16 protein-coding genes are annotated in these 15403 nt (G+C 47.3%); 14 read left to right on the plus strand and 2 right to left on the minus strand.

What is annotated here, in order from left to right; all coding sequences use genetic code 11:
- Positions 1–87: 87 nt before the first annotated feature.
- The gene (locus tag DWB64_RS15355; RefSeq protein ID WP_129489134.1) at positions 88–384 is read right to left on the minus strand and encodes an antibiotic biosynthesis monooxygenase; all 297 of its coding nucleotides are present in this window, start codon (positions 382–384) and stop codon (positions 88–90) included.
- Positions 385–529: 145 nt separating this feature from the next.
- Here DWB64_RS15355 and DWB64_RS15360 point away from each other — a divergent pair, with 145 nt between their 5' ends.
- Both DWB64_RS15360 and DWB64_RS15365 read left to right on the plus strand, forming a co-directional pair.
- Positions 530–1279 carry a ThiF family adenylyltransferase gene (locus DWB64_RS15360; protein ID WP_129489135.1) on the plus strand — a complete coding sequence of 250 codons (750 nt, stop codon included), beginning with the start codon at positions 530–532 and terminating at the stop codon, positions 1277–1279.
- 215 nt (positions 1280–1494) lie between these two features.
- Positions 1495–2751 carry an MFS transporter gene (locus tag DWB64_RS15365; RefSeq protein WP_129489136.1) on the plus strand — a complete coding sequence of 419 codons (1257 nt, stop codon included), beginning with the start codon at positions 1495–1497 and terminating at the stop codon, positions 2749–2751.
- Positions 2752–2797: 46 nt separating this feature from the next.
- Here the strand turns inward: DWB64_RS15365 and DWB64_RS15370 are convergent, their stop codons facing one another.
- Entirely contained in the window at positions 2798–3694 is an 897-nt protein-coding gene (locus DWB64_RS15370; RefSeq protein WP_129489137.1) for a diguanylate cyclase domain-containing protein, read from the minus strand.
- A 123-nt stretch (positions 3695–3817) separates the two neighbouring features.
- On the opposite strand from DWB64_RS15370, the gene DWB64_RS15375 reads away from it, so the two are divergent.
- From DWB64_RS15375 to DWB64_RS15430, 12 genes are all read left to right on the plus strand, one after another.
- Positions 3818–4396, plus strand: a complete 579-nt coding sequence (locus DWB64_RS15375; protein WP_129489138.1) for a GNAT family N-acetyltransferase — start codon at positions 3818–3820, stop codon at positions 4394–4396.
- 54 nt (positions 4397–4450) lie between these two features.
- The gene (gene ade / locus DWB64_RS15380) at positions 4451–6187 is read left to right on the plus strand and encodes an adenine deaminase (protein WP_206736688.1); all 1737 of its coding nucleotides are present in this window, start codon (positions 4451–4453) and stop codon (positions 6185–6187) included.
- Between the two features lie 18 nt (positions 6188–6205).
- Positions 6206–6670 (plus strand): nucleoside deaminase, encoded by a 465-nt coding sequence (locus tag DWB64_RS15385; protein ID WP_129489139.1) that lies wholly within the window; start codon positions 6206–6208, stop codon positions 6668–6670.
- A 97-nt stretch (positions 6671–6767) separates the two neighbouring features.
- Positions 6768–7943, plus strand: a complete 1176-nt coding sequence (locus DWB64_RS15390; RefSeq protein WP_129489140.1) for a DJ-1/PfpI family protein — start codon at positions 6768–6770, stop codon at positions 7941–7943.
- Positions 7944–7972: 29 nt separating this feature from the next.
- Complete coding sequence (locus DWB64_RS15395) at positions 7973–8422, plus strand: hypothetical protein (protein WP_129489141.1); 450 nt, start codon at positions 7973–7975, stop codon at positions 8420–8422.
- Between the two features lie 205 nt (positions 8423–8627).
- Positions 8628–9086, plus strand: coding sequence for a MarR family winged helix-turn-helix transcriptional regulator (locus DWB64_RS15400; RefSeq protein WP_129489142.1), 459 nt, complete (start codon positions 8628–8630; stop codon positions 9084–9086).
- A 3-nt stretch (positions 9087–9089) separates the two neighbouring features.
- Positions 9090–11315, plus strand: coding sequence for an ABC transporter ATP-binding protein (locus tag DWB64_RS15405; protein WP_129489143.1), 2226 nt, complete (start codon positions 9090–9092; stop codon positions 11313–11315).
- Positions 11312–13177: an ABC transporter ATP-binding protein gene (locus DWB64_RS15410; protein WP_129489144.1), complete on the plus strand. Its 1866-nt coding sequence runs from the start codon at positions 11312–11314 to the stop codon at positions 13175–13177. Before DWB64_RS15405 ends, DWB64_RS15410 begins: the two co-directional genes overlap by 4 nt.
- A 21-nt stretch (positions 13178–13198) precedes the next feature.
- Positions 13199–13618, plus strand: coding sequence for a hypothetical protein (locus DWB64_RS15415; protein WP_129489145.1), 420 nt, complete (start codon positions 13199–13201; stop codon positions 13616–13618).
- 11 nt (positions 13619–13629) lie between these two features.
- Complete coding sequence (gene ybaK / locus DWB64_RS15420; protein ID WP_129489146.1) at positions 13630–14094, plus strand: Cys-tRNA(Pro) deacylase; 465 nt, start codon at positions 13630–13632, stop codon at positions 14092–14094.
- 87 nt (positions 14095–14181) lie between these two features.
- Positions 14182–14565 (plus strand): VOC family protein, encoded by a 384-nt coding sequence (locus DWB64_RS15425; protein ID WP_129489147.1) that lies wholly within the window; start codon positions 14182–14184, stop codon positions 14563–14565.
- Positions 14566–14592: 27 nt separating this feature from the next.
- Complete coding sequence (locus DWB64_RS15430; RefSeq protein WP_129489148.1) at positions 14593–15363, plus strand: sirohydrochlorin cobaltochelatase; 771 nt, start codon at positions 14593–14595, stop codon at positions 15361–15363.
- Positions 15364–15403: the final 40 nt, after the last annotated feature.

The following is a 15403-nucleotide window of genomic DNA, read 5'->3' on the forward strand; positions in this document are numbered from 1 at the left end:
CAATAAGATACCAATTTTGACATGAAAAATAAAGGAGGGTGACCTTCGTGTGCCCTTCCCTTTAAAATAAACTAGGTGATGTTTTCTCTACCTTCTGTTTGAATAAATCAGATCAAACGCACCACCACGAGGAAGATCGGTCATCATGCCTTCAAATGATTTCAGAAGATCCGCGAAGACTCCTGTTTTCATAAATTCCTGCGCATGCCCGGCGGATTCCCAGGTTCCGATGGCAATCGCAGTACCGCTTGCATCGGTATAAAAGCGGACTTCCACAAATCCAGGTTGAACTTCGATAACACCTGCTACGCCAGATTTCCATAATTCAACAGCATCGTCCAGACGCTCCGGTTTAAAGTGATACGTCATAATAGCATGGTACATGACTGCCTCCCTACTTATAATAGTTATGTTTTCCTATATAGATAATAGCATAGTATGGCAGGAATGAAAAAACTAATGACAAATCGTCGAATCTCTGATAAATTACAAGGGAAGTTTGCACATGTTGAGAAATGAGGAGATTGTCATGTTACATGCATTTTCAAGAACAGAAATGTTAATCGGTACAGAAGGCCTTGAGCGCCTAAAAAATAGCAAGGTAGTGATTCTAGGTGTAGGCGGGGTCGGTTCATTCGTAGCAGAGGGGCTTGCGAGATCAGGTGTGGGCCATTTCATCCTTTGCGATGACGACGATGTCTGCCTGACCAATATCAATCGGCAGATCCTTGCCACCAGAAAAACGGTTGGCAAAGTTAAGGTGGATGTGATGAAGGAAAGAATCCTTGACATCAATCCAAAAGCGATTGTCGAAGTCCATCCCTACCTATATAACACCGAATCTGCAGATAAGATTTTGCCTGAATCGTGTGATTATGTGGTGGATGCCATCGACATGGTATCCGCTAAGATCGATCTAATTGTCAGATGCCAGGAAAAAGGCCTGCCGATCATCGCATCGATGGGCACAGGCAACAAGCTTAATCCGACCATGCTTGAAGTCAGTGACATCCACAAGACCAGCGTATGTCCTCTTGCAAGGGTCATGAGGCGTGAACTGAAAAAACGTGGAGTCAAGAAACTCAAAGTGGTCTACTCCAAGGAGGAGCCGCTGACACCCATGAAGACCGGTGGAGATTGTGCGACAGACTGCATCTGTCCAAACAAGGACAGGACCTGCGTGGAGCGCCGCTCAATTCCAGGCAGCGTATCGTTTGTTCCGTCTGTAGCCGGAATGATCATCGCAAGTGAGATCGTAAAAGACATCATCAACCGATAAGAACATCAAAAAAACGCTTTTGCGTTTTTTTTTTTTTGAATGTTCACAGATTGTTCATTCCATTTGACTATCATTAATTTAAAATGACACATATTAGGAGGTTGTCATGTACCGTATCAGAGGACACAGTTGATGACATGTACGAGGACCGCCTTGATTTTAGTTGATTTTGATTTGGATTTATCGGACAATTGACTAGGACAAGGAGATTACTTATGACTCGTATGAATCGCTTAAAAGCGAATATTTTACTTATTTACGGATATTATTTTTTTAGAAGTTTTATTTTCGCCTACGTCGTCGAAAGGCTTTACTGGAGATCGAGAGGGATCAGCATCACCCAGACGGTCTATTTGGAATTCATCTACGCGGCGGTTGTGATGCTGCTTGAAGTGCCGAGCGGGGTGTGGGCGGACAGGTTTTCAAGGTCGAAGCTCGTCGTCTTTTCAGCTACTTTGAATCTGATCAACGCGGTCATCATGGTTTACGCCTTCGGGTTCGGGGCCTTCGCTTTCGCCATCGCCCTATCCGGAGTGTACGGGGCGCTTTCAAGCGGTAGCGTGAACGCACTGATCTATGATTCGCTAAAGGAGCTGAAGACGACTGAACGATTTGAGAAAGTCATCGGCAGGATCAAAGCCATACGCTATGCAAGCGGTCTGATCGCAGCACTTGTAGGTAGCGCGCTCGCCCATTACAGCGGTCTTGTCACCCCTTACCGGCTTTCGGTGGTCAGCTGCGTCATATCGATGATTTTAGCGATGTTTCTTTTAGAACCCAAGCGCAGTGATAATGTTCAAGAAGAGCAAGTCAGCTTAAAGACGGGCCAGATCTTAGGCTTAAGTCTGACTACGCTTCGTTCCAACCCTTTTCTTAAACAGGTGCTTGTCAGCGGCGCGCTCGTAGGGAGTGTGATGATCTACTTTGATGAGTTCTGGCAGAACTACTTTGAGCTGGTAGGTGTGAAGACGCTCTATTTCGGACTTATCAGCGGTGTGATGTCAGCGGGTGTGATCCTGGCATCCCTAACTGTCGGTAAGCTTGCAGCCCTACTGCGAAAGTATCCCGAGCATAAACTGGCCTTTTACAGGTTGACGGTGGTCGCAATGATGGTCTGCTTCATGCTCGCAGGTCGATTCAAAAGCACCTGGGTGCTCCTTGCGATCGCTGCGGCAGCCGGCGTCGCAGCTGTCAACGAGGCACTTGTGATGGGCGATCTGCACCATCACACCGAGTCAGATGCAAGGGCGACGATGGAGTCGATCTATTCGATGCTCCACAGAGGGTTCTCAATCCTTGTGGGCCTTTTCTTCGCCTACCTTTCTGATAAGGTGGATGTGATGAAGGGCTTCACTGGAATCGCCTACCTGCTTGTCGCCGGATGGTTGATTTTGGTGATTTTGCAGCGATTCGGTACAAGGGGTATGAAACGTGTGGAAGAAGAACGTGTGCAAGATCAGAAGATTAGGTAGAAGATAGGAAGATCAAAAGCCACCTTGCAAAACAAGGTGGCTTCTTTTAGTTTTTTGTAATCAGTTTTATTCCGCTTCCGCCGTTGACGACGTCCTGACGGGCGTCCAGCAATACTTCGGTTGTCTGGTCCAGCAATGCCCTAAAGTGCTCGTAGGCGGTGTTTGACGAGACGATACCGGCGATGTAGATCTGTACAGGCTTATGGCAGCCGAGCGCTTTGTAGTCGATGGCTTCGACACCTTCCTTAAAGGCTTTTGCAGTAGCCTCGATCTCATCGGGCTTTCCTTCTAGGACGATGGCGAACTCGTCGCCACCCGCTCTTGCAAGGCTGGCCTTCTTGTTCCTAGTTGCAAGTACGCTTTCGAGCACCTGATAGAGGGCGACGATGACTTTGTCGCCGACCTCATAGCCGTCAATGTCGTTGACCGCCTTAAACTGCCTAAGATCCATACGCAGTAGTCCGAAGGTGTTTCCTTCCACGGCATCCGAGAGGATGGTTCTGGCCTTTTCAAGCATGGTTTCGAGGTTGGGCATGTTCTTTTTGATAGCGTTGATGCTTTCTGTAGTAAGTGCGTTTAAATCGATAGTTCGGTCCATACGGAATCCCTCCTGTTTGACAAGGTCGAAGAGGCGTTCGATTTGGATGGATTTTACAAGCTGCTCGTTCAGGGCGTTCGCGATTTCAATCCGCTTTTGTGCGATCGCCGTCAAAAATGCGGCGCTGTCAACCGGTCCGCTAAGGAGCGCCCGAATATCGCTAAGCGAGAAATCCAGGTTCTTCAAGGTGACTATCCAGTTTAGCCTTGTGAGCTGACGTTCATCATACAGGCGGTATCCCGTGTCGTGATCTAGCCTTTGGGGCTTAAACAGATCAATGGCATCATAATGGCGAAGCATTTTAGGGGAAACCTCTGCGAGCCTTGCAAATTCTCCAATTTTCAAAACATACCTCCGAGAGTGGCGATTCCGGCCGAAATCATGAGTGTATCGATAATTCAATTATAAGGCTTCCCACTGTGGTAAGGTCAAGTATTCTGGTAAAATAAATTTAAGAGAGGTAAATTTATGAAGATAAGAGCCATGAAAAAAGAAGACAAGACCTTTGTCGCACCGCTGATTCGGTCGGCGATCGAGGATCTGTCGGAGCTTTTTACTCAAAGTGAAGCGATTGATATCATCGACAGCCGCCTTGAACGCCTGATCGAGGCTCAGGAAACAAGGTTCTCGCATGTTTACGGTCTTGTGTGCGAGATTGATGGAAAAGTGGCCGGAGCGGGACTTGCATACCTTGCTGGTGAGATGCGGAGGCTGACCTTCAACAGCATCGCCATCATCGAATCCGAAGGAATCACATTTGATCTACAGGTTAAAAGAGACCTTCTGTGCAGCCGCGAGGCGAACGAAGACGAGTTTTACATAGATAATCTTGCGGTTTATCCCGACTTTCAGAACAGAGGAATCGGAGGACTCCTATTGGACGCGTTTGAGCAGAAAGCTAAAGCTGAGGGCCATGATAAGCTGTCCATCCTTGCCGACCTTGAAAATCCTCGTGCAAGAGAGCTCTATCTCAGAAGAGGGTATGAAGAGGACTGCATCATGAAGGTGCTGGGGCACGAGTACCACCACCTGGTAAAATACATTTAATGGGTGGGTATGTCCATAGTGGGTATAACTAATAAGCATAGTGGAGGTACATATATGGAACGTATTCAAAGAATGAAGCGGAGAGCGCTTTTGGCAAGAGGCGATGACAAGGTAGAAATGGTACTGAAAAATTGCAAGGTCATCAATGTATTCAACGGAAGGATCATTAATGCGAACATCGCGATCGATCAGGGCAAGATCATCGGGATAGGCGACTACGAGGGAGAGACATGCGTCGATCTGGGTGGGAAATATGTTGCGCCAGGTCTGATCGACGCGCACATGCACATGGAGTCCACACTGGTCGCCCCGGACCAGATGGCCAGGATCATCGTTCCAAGGGGAACCACGACCGTGGTGGCTGATCCGCACGAGATAGCGAACGTGCTTGGAATGGAGGGTGTGAAGTATATGATCGATGCGGCAGAGGAGACTCCGCTTAACGGCTTCTTCATGCTGCCGTCCTGTGTTCCCGCGACCGCTTTTGAAAACGCAGGGGCGGTACTTCAGCGAAAAGAGCTTGAGACCCTTGTCGACCATAAGATGGTGTTGGGGCTTGGTGAGGTGATGAACTATCCTGGAGTGATCGGTGGAGACGACGACCTGCTCGACAAGATGGACATGGCCGACCGCATGACGATTGACGGCCATGGTCCGACGATCACTGGCAAGGACCTGAACGCATACGTCATCAATGGCATAAGGACAGAGCATGAGTGCACGACCCTCGATGAGATGGAAGAGCGCATCGGCCTTGGAATGTATGTGGCAATCCGCGAAGGATCGGCTGCGAAAAACCTGGAAGCCCTGATCAAAGGAGTAAATGAAAGAACAAAGCATCAGTGCATGTTCTGCACAGACGACAAGCACCCCGAAGACATTTTAAAGGACGGGCATATCGACTACAATGTGCGCAGGGCTATCGAACTTGGACTGGATCCGGTGACGGCTATCCAGATGGCGACCATCAATCCGTCAAGATGCTACAACTTAAGGGATATCGGAGCGATCGCACCAGGATATGATGCCGACCTGATCGTCTTTGACAATTTCGAGAACTTTTCGATCGAACTCGTCTACAAAAAAGGGCAGCTTGTCGCTGACAAGGGTAAGGCGCTGTTTACTCCTAAGCAGATTCCGATCGACGGGGTAAACAAGACGGTCAAGCTTCATGACGTGACACCAGCAACCTTTGAGCTGCAGCTTTCGGGGGATATTGTCAATGTGATAAGGATCACCCCGGGATCGATCGTAACAGAACACGTGGTCAGAAGGGTTCATGTGGATGAGGCAGGCAAGTTCAAAGCGCATCGAAAGATCGATGTTGCAAAGATCGCCGTACTCGAAAGGCATGGAAAAACGGGGACGATCGGCATAGGTCTTGTTGAGAACTTCAATCTAAGGGGTGGTGCGATCGCGACGACGATTGCCCACGATTCGCACAATATCATCGTAATCGGTGATTCGGATGAAGATATGGCAATGGCTGTAAACCAGTTAAAAGAAATAGAGGGCGGTATCGTCGTGGTCTCAGCAGGTCAAGTCTGCGGATCCTTGGCGCTGCCGATAGCAGGTCTTATGTCCAGCCAACCCATGGAGGATGTTTCGGAGACGCTTAGACTGCTTAGGGAGGACGCCTACAACAAATTGGGTGTCTCAAGGGTGCTTGAACCCTTTATGACATTGAGTTTTCTTGCGCTACCGGTGATACCGGAGCTTAAAATCACAGACGAGGGGCTTTTTGATGTCTCATCCTTCAAGCATATCGGGATTGATGTGAACGAGTCATAGAAAAAGGGAGTGTATACCATGAACAAATATATGGATGAAGCTGTTTTGGAAGCGATGAAAGGCATAGGCGTCAGGGACGGCGGTCCATTTGGAGCGGTAATCGTAAAGGATGGAGAGATCATCGCAAGAGGGCATAATGAAGTGGTGTCCTCACATGATCCTACTGCACATGCCGAAATTGTCGTCATCAGGATCGCATCTGAAAAACTGGGTAGATTCGATTTGTCGGACTGCGAGCTGTATACCACATGCGAACCCTGCCCCATGTGCTATAGCGCCATACACTGGGCCAAAATCAAGAAGTTCTATTATGGCGCGACCAGGGAGGATGCGGCAGAGATAGGTTTTGATGATGAGTACCTGTATTCGGTCTTATCTGGAAAGCGTGAAGACGACACGCTCGATAAGGAAGCGATGGAAAGGGAGCACTGTCTTGAAGCGTTCGATATCTTTAAAAAAGATCAGGAACGAACCATGTACTAGACATAGATGAAAGGTTTTGGAGCGGATTGTGAGAACAGTCTGCTCTTTTTACATAAAACTTGATATAATAGAGTGGAAATCAAATCAGAGGTGAAAAATGGACGTAATCCTATATATCAGTGAAGCATTCAATTTAATGGACATGACAGTGCCTTATGACCTGTTTAGAAAAATGGACGAGATCAGCGTTAAAGTCGTAGGACTTACAAAGGGCATGGTCAAGTCGGAAGATGGAATCAGCGTTCAGGTACCCTACGGGATAGAGGATATCCACCATGCGGACTTGTTATGGGTTTGCGGCGGGGATCTGCATTCGGATTTGTTTGAAGACCAAGCGCTCCACAAATGGCTAAAGGAGATGAGCCAGCTGTCGAAAATGGCGGTTGGCGTTGCAAGCGGATCCTATTTGCTGGCAAAGGCGGGCGTATTATCAGATGTGAAGTGCACCACACATCCCAAGTACCATAGAAAACTAAAAAAACTAGGTATACCGGCTGTGAAGAACGAGTTTTGCCATGACCTGCGCTACATGACCACAGCGACCCACGGGTATCACTATAAGCTGGTTTATGACTGCATAAAAACCCTTGTGGATGAAAAGACCGCCAAGGAGGTTATGCCCTGGAGCGGCGACGGACCTGAAAGGGTCTTCAGCGCTTCTGACTATCCAGAAAAGTGGTCGCGGATTAAAAGTAGGCAAAAGCACTTTGAGAAGCACTTACGCAAGTGCTTAAATGATAAGATCGGTAAGTCCAAAAACAATAAAGTGGTTGCAAGTTATCTGTATGAAGGCGCAAGGGCGATCGACTTCGTCTCCTCCTTTAATATCTTAAAGCACAGCTGCCAGACGACAATCGTCAGTGTAGGGAACACAAAGGGGCTTGTTAAAGTGGAAGGCGGTGGATTCGCCATTAAAGTCGATCATGCGCTTCAAGAGGTTAAAAGGGCGTATATGCTGCTTGTTCCGGGTGGAAGTCGGATCAAGGAACAGCTTTCCAACACGTATCTGATCCACTGGCTGGCCAATATCTGTCCAACCACCTTTAGAATTCTTACCATCGGCGAGGGAGAACAGATCATCGGGGTGTCCGGAGTTTTGACTGAGTTCGATCCATTTGTTGAAGAGGAAATGGATCTTTTAGGCAGCAAATACATGATGGTCGGATCTTTTGCAAAATCTCAGGATCTGCTGTTGAAATTATTGAAAGAGAACCATCAGGAAGTCGCCAAGAACGTCAGCTTCTTCGGAGCATACGGAAAGGGCATGTACTGATCGACCAATAAGCAATCAGGAGGTAAAAGGTGGATATCGTCATCAGTTATAAGATAAGGGCGCTTGAAGAGGCCTTGAAAGAGGACTCGAAAGCGGCAGAGGCATTTAAAAGAGAAATTATTGAAAGCGGAACACCGATCATCGAAGAAGTAGAGGGATACAATAGGTTTGTCTGGGTAACCCATCTCTATTTTTCACAGGAGGACCATAGCAACATCGTGGTTCATGAGGACCATATCACATTCAATTACGAGAGAGCCGAACTGACGCGTATCTCAGGTACGGATATCTGGTATAAGACCACAATCGTACCTTACGGACAAACTGTCAACTATGGCTTCGTCATCGATGACAGCCTTAAGGTGACATGTACAGACCGGCTGGGAAAAGTCGTCCTAGATCCGAATAACAAGGAGGCCGCAGTCGTCGAAGGGACCCTGTTGTCGGTGGTGAAAGTGCCCCAAAAAACTTCTGAGTGAATCAGAAGTTTTTTTTATTAAATTTTTCTAAAGTACGTTGCCTGCAATTATATTCCATGCTAAACTATTTCGTATAGAAAATAATCGCATACGAAACAATTGCATACGAAACAATTGCATACGAAACAATTGCATACGAAACAATTGCATACGAAACAATTGCATACGAAACAATTGCATACGAAACATTAAAGGAGTGATAGGTTTGAACGAGGATAAACGCGGGCTAAAGATCATTAAAATCATGAAAATGATACAAAAAGAGCACCGCCATGCCATGGTGAAGGAGTTTGAGGAGTTGAATCTGACCGGTCCGCAAGGGATGATGGTCATCATTCTCATCAAGGAGGGCCCGCTCAAAATATCGGAGATCAGTGAAAAGATGGGGCTCTCCAACAGCACGGTCTCTGGAATCGTCGACCGGCTTGAAAAACTCAGTTACGTGATTAGGATCCGTGACGATCAGGATAGAAGGGTTGTCAGGGTAGGTCTTACAGACACCTTTCGGGCGGAATCTAAAAACAGGTTCAAGAGGGGAGATCTTTACTGGGACCAGATCATGGAGATAGCCACACCCGAGGAAGCCGAGCAAGTCATCAAGGGACTAAGAGTGCTTGAAGAACTGATGAAAAGAGCAAAAAAACAGAACGAGGAGGACGCTTAATCCATGTTTAAGTTAATGAAGTATCTAAAGCCCTTTACGGCCATGCTGCTGCTTGCAATCGCACTCCTTTATGCGCAGGCCCAGGCAGACCTTGCGTTGCCGGACTTCATGTCGGACATCATCAACGTAGGAATCCAGCAAAACGGAATATCCGATGCAAGCCCTGATGTCGTTACAGAAAACGATATGGAACGCATCGTTTTATTTTTGACAGAAACCGAGTCAAAAGAAGTGCTTAGCGCGTATGAACTGCTGTACTCTGGAAGTACTGAGTACGAAAAAGCGGTGAAGAAGTTTAAGAAGATCGAGGATGAAGCGATCTATGTGATCAAAGACCTCGATAAGGATGAAAGAGAAGCGATCAACCGTGTGATGGCAAAGGCTGTCCTTGGTTTTACAAGTATTACAGAAGCGGTCAGTGCTGGCGGAGATGGAGAAATCGCATTTGGCGGACAGACACTCCCTGCGGGTACAGACGTGTTCAAGATGCTTTCATCGATGCCTACAGAATCCCGTGAAGAGATGATAAGCAAAAGTGATAACGGCATGGCAGGCATGGACAGCAGCATACTGATACAAGCAGCAACAAGGTCTGTAAGGTCGATTTATGAGTCCTACGGACGCGATGTGGAAACCCTTCAGAGGAACTACATACTCGCGATCGGATCAGTCATGCTCCTTATCACACTTGTAGGAGCTGCTTGTGCGATTTCAGTCGGTTTTTTAGCGGCCAAGATCGCAGCAGGCCTTGGAAGAAACTTAAGGACGACAATTTTCACAAAAATCGAGGGATTCTCGAATTTTGAATTCGATAAGTTTTCAACAGCTTCGCTGATCACACGAAGCACCAACGATGTCATGCAGATTCAGACACTGATGGTGCTGATGGTCAGAATGCTGTTTTATGCCCCGATCATGGGTGTAGGCGGTGTGATCAAGGCTCTTGGCAAATCGACTTCGATGTCGTGGATCATCGCCATCGCGGTCATCGTACTGCTTGGACTGATTGTGACGATCTTTTCGATTGCCATGCCTAAGTTCAAACTCGTACAAAAAATGGTCGACAGAATCAATCTGGTGATGCGTGAAGGGCTATCAGGCATGATGGTTATCCGCGCGTTCAACACGCAGGACTTTGAAGAGAAACGTTTTGACGGGGCGAATAAGGACCTGATGGGAGTCAACCTCTTTGTCAACCGCGTCATGGTATTCATGTTCCCTGTCATGATGTTTATCATGAACGGCGTCACGCTCCTTATCGTATGGGTCGGCGCCGATCAGATCGCAGCTTCGAACATGCAGGTCGGCGATATGATGGCCTTTATGCAGTACGCGCTTCAGATCATCATGGCCTTCCTCATGCTTTCGATGATGTTTATCATGGTACCTAGAGCTTCGGTTTCGGCAGCTAGGATATCAGAGGTGCTGGATACCGAGTATACGGTGCTTGATCCTGTAGAGCCTGACGCAATGGACGCTTCAGGAAAAGGGACTGTCACCTTCGAGAACGTGAATTTCAGATATCCGGGCGCGGAAGCGGATATGCTTAAGAATATCAGTTTTACAGCAAAACCAGGTGAGACCACTGCGATCATCGGTTCTACCGGTGCGGGTAAGTCGACCCTTGTGAACATGATTCCAAGGTTTTACGATGTCACAGGAGGAAAAGTGACGATTGACGGTAAGGATATCAGAAGACTCAGTCAGGCGGATGTGAGAAGCATCATCGGATATGTTCCTCAAAAGGCGAGCCTGTTCACAGGTACGATCGGATCAAACCTGACCTATGGAGATAAGAACGCGGCGGAGGAGACTGTGACAAAAGCCGTTGAAATCGCTCAGGCGACAGACTTTGTAGAATCGAATGCACAAAAGTACGATGCAACCATATCACAAGGTGGTGCGAATGTTTCCGGAGGGCAAAAGCAAAGGCTCTCGATTGCAAGAGCACTTGTCAAAAAACCGAAGATCTTCATCTTCGACGACAGTTTCTCAGCGCTTGATTTCAAGACAGACCGAGCGCTTCGCGCATCGCTTAAGAAGAACACAGGTGAAAGCACGTTGATCATCGTCGCGCAAAGAATATCCACTATCAAGCAGGCTGAGCAGATTCTTGTTATAGACGATGGTGAAATCGTTGGACGTGGAACCCATGGCCAACTGATGGAGACATGCAAAACCTACCAAGAAATCGCTTATTCTCAACTTTCGAAGGAGGAACTCGCATGAGTAAATCAGATGATCGTGCCGTAAACGCCAGAATGAAAGGCTCAGGCGGTGGAGGCGGTCGACATGGTATGAACATGTCGGGTGAAAAAGCCAAAGACTTCAAAGGAACCATCAAACGACTCGTAGAATACCTTCATCCCTATCGGATTCAGTTCATGATCGTATTCATTTTCGCTATGGCTAGCGCGACTTTTGGAATAGCTGGACCAAAACTGCTTGGTAAGGCTACGACTAAGCTGTTTGAAGGCGTCATGGGACAGATGACGGGATCGGGTGTCGGATTCGACTTCGACTATATAGGAATGATCATTCTCACCCTGGTGGGGCTTTATGGACTTAGCGCGCTTTTTAGCTATGTTCAAGGATTCATCATGGCAGGTGTCGCACAAAAGGTCTCCTTCAATATGAGACGAAACATCTCACTGAAGATCAACAAGATGCCCCTAAAATACTTCGATAAGACCAGCCACGGCGAGGTGCTTTCGAGAATAACCAACGATGTGGACACAGTCAGCCAGACACTGAATCAGAGCTTATCACAGATCATCACTTCGGCCACGACTGTCGTGGGTGTCCTGATCATGATGTTTTCAATCAGCTGGATGATGACGATTGTAGCGCTTCTGATCATACCGCTTTCGATGTTCATCGTCATTTTTATCGTAAAGAAATCGCAAAAATTCTTTAAAGAACAACAGAAGTATTTGGGTAATGTCAACGGACATGTCGAAGAGATGCTGAGCTCGCATGTGGTTGTCAAGGCCTTTAACGGCGAAAAGGACAGCGTGGAGAAGTTCAACGGACTCAACGACCAGCTTTACAAATCGGCATGGAAAGCGCAGTTCATGTCGGGTATCATGATGCCTGTGATGAACGTCGTGTCGAACATCGGTTATGTGGGCGTATCCGTTTTGGGTGGTGCCCTTGCGGCGCGCCAGTTGATCGAGGTCGGAGACATTCAAGCCTTTATCCAGTACGTGAGAAACTTCACGCAGCCCCTCACGCAGCTTGCGAACATATCCAACGTCCTTCAGCAGACCGCCGCTGCAGCGGAACGGGTTTTTGAATTCCTCGATGAAAAAGACGAGATCGCAGAAACCACCGATCCCGCACCGCTTGACAGGATTAAGGGTCAGGTGACCTTTGAAAACGTGAGATTCGGTTATGATGAGGAAAAAATCATCATCAAGGACTTCTCGGCAAAGATCGAGCCCGGGCAGAAGGTCGCTATCGTAGGACCCACAGGCGCCGGAAAGACCACAATGGTCAAACTGCTGATGAGGTTTTACGATGTAAGTAGCGGCGCGATCCTACTTGACGGGCACAACATCAAGGACTTTAGACGCGGCGACTTAAGACACCAGTTCGGTATGGTCCTTCAAGATACATGGCTATATAACGGCACTATCATGGAAAATATCCGCTATGGCCGACTTGACGCCACAGACGAAGAGGTGATAGAGGCTGCTAAGGCCGCTCATGTGGACTCGTTTGTGCACAATCTGCCAATGGGGTACAAGATGGTCCTCAACGAGGAGACATCGAATATCTCACAAGGACAGAAACAGCTGATGACAATCGCAAGAGCCATCCTTGCAAATCCTAAGCTTCTGATCCTAGACGAAGCCACAAGCTCTGTGGATACGCGTACCGAGCTGCAGATCCAGCAGGCGATGGATACGCTCATGTCGAACAGGACAAGTTTCATCATCGCACATAGGCTCTCAACAATTAGGAACGCAGATGTTATACTGGTTATGGATGAAGGCGATATCGTCGAACAGGGAACCCATTTGGAGCTTTTAGCCAAACAAGGATTCTATGCGAATCTATATAACAGTCAGTTTGATGTATCCGCTTAGGTAATCGATAAAGGAGTAGCTATGTTTTTAAGATATGTACGAAGTCAACATAAGGAGATGGTCAGCGTGTTCCTAGGTGTCGGTGTAATCGCATCCTTGGTTCAGATCGCTCTCTTTAAAAATCCTCTAATCAGCAGTATCCTCACAAGTTTTGTAGGCATCGGAGTCCTCTTAGGACTATTTCTAACAATAACCTACAGGAACGTGAGACGTGGAATGAAAAAAAGAAACTGCCACTACATGGTCACAAGAACTGGAAAGTTTTCCGGCACCTCAAAGCTGTTTTATTGTAACCTTTACGAAAATCAGCTTAGGTCGGCGGATTCCCATTCCTCTTTTAAGTTCGATATGAATAGGGCGATGATGGCAGGGCTCCATAAAAAGGGCTACTACTACATCAGAGAAGGCAGGACAAATTATTTTGTGTTCACCATCAAGTAAGGAGGCAGGGGATGAAAAAAACGAATGCGATGCGCATACTGGATCAGGCCAAAATCAACTACGACGTTCTGACCTATGAGTTTTCAGATGGAATGATCGATGGGATCGCCGTCGCAGGAAAGATCAACAGGTCAAACGACGAAGTCTTCAAAACCCTTGTCGCCCAAGGAAGCCAATCGTTTTATGTCTTTATTATCCCTGTGCATCATGAGCTGGATTTGAAAAAAGCGGCAACTGCTGCGAGCGAAAAGAAGATACAGCTTATTCCTGTAAAGGACCTGACAAAGCTCACTGGATATGTCAGAGGTGGATGCTCTCCTGTCGGTATGAAAAAGCACTATGCTAGCTTTGTCGATGAAAGCGCACGACTACTGACGTCGATGATCGTCAGCGCGGGACTGAAAGGTCTTCAGATGGAGCTTGCTCCAGAGGATCTTATTCGTATCGCACAGGCGACGTTTGTAAGTCTGGTTTAACGTGTAAACATATTAACAAAACAATTATTTAGCGGGTTGTAAGCGGTTTACAACTCGCTAAGTTCAGTTTGATAAGGAGGTTTTTCTATGAAATACGCATTGCTGCACACCTGTTTGAGAGTCATGGACCTTGAAAAGTCCTTAAGCTTTTATAAGGTGGCGCTCGGATTTAGAGAAACAAACCGCAGGGATTTTCCTGAACATGAGTTCACCTTGGTCTTCCTGAGTGACGAGTCAGGCAACCACGACATAGAACTGACCTACAACTACAATCCGGAAAAACCCTATGTGATCGGAAACGGATTCAGCCACATCGCTGTCGGAACCCCAGACCTTGAAGCGTCCCACCAAAGACATGGGCAGCTCGGATACAAGGTGTCAAAACTCATGGGACTCCCCGGCGAACAACCGAAGTACTACTTTGTCACCGATCCTGACGGGTATGAGATTGAAGTCATCAGAAGAAAATAGACGGATTTTAAAAAAGCGGAGGAAGAGATGAAAAAGGCGATCGTAGTGGTAAGTTTCGGTACGAGTTATCCGGATACCCTTAAGAAATGCATTGAGAATATTGAACAGAAGATCACGTATAGATATTCAGACTACCGTCTTGTAAGAGCCTTTACATCGAGGATGATCGTTAAAAAAATTAGTGAACGGGACGGAATCCAGATACCCAACACACAGCAGGCGCTTAGCATGCTGATCGAAGAGGGTTACGAGGAGATTATCGTCCAACCCCTTCACGTGATCCCTGGTTTTGAGTATGAGAAAGTGAAAAGAGCTGTCGCTGTCGCAAGCCACAACAAATCGGTCGCGATAAGACTGGGTACCCCACTTCTGAACCATCATCAGGACTATCTGGATGTGATAGACGCCTTACTTATGCAGCTGCCCTCAGAAAGAGAACGTCACGGTGTGCTGCTCATGGGCCACGGAACGCACCATCATGCAAATGCGTGCTATGTGATGCTGGAGAGGCTCATCAGAGAAAGAAGAAAAGATGTATGGATCGCCAATGTCGAAGGATATCCTGAACTAACGGATGTCATGGATGAAGTGAAAAATAACTGCGACTCGGTGACGGTGACTCCCTTCATGCTTGTCGCTGGGGACCATGCAAGAAACGATATGGCCGGCGACGATGAGGATTCGTTCAAGTCACAGCTTGAATCCGCCGGCATACAGGTTAAGTGCATGCTTGTGGGACTAGGTGAGAACGAAGCTGTCGGTGATATCTTTGTAAATAAGATCAAAGCGCTGCTTTAAAAGTAAGACATGCGGTCAACCGCAAAAAAAGCTATGACGG

The organism is Fusibacter sp. A1, from assembly GCF_004125825.1.
GTDB lineage: Bacteria > Bacillota > Clostridia > Peptostreptococcales > Acidaminobacteraceae > QQWI01.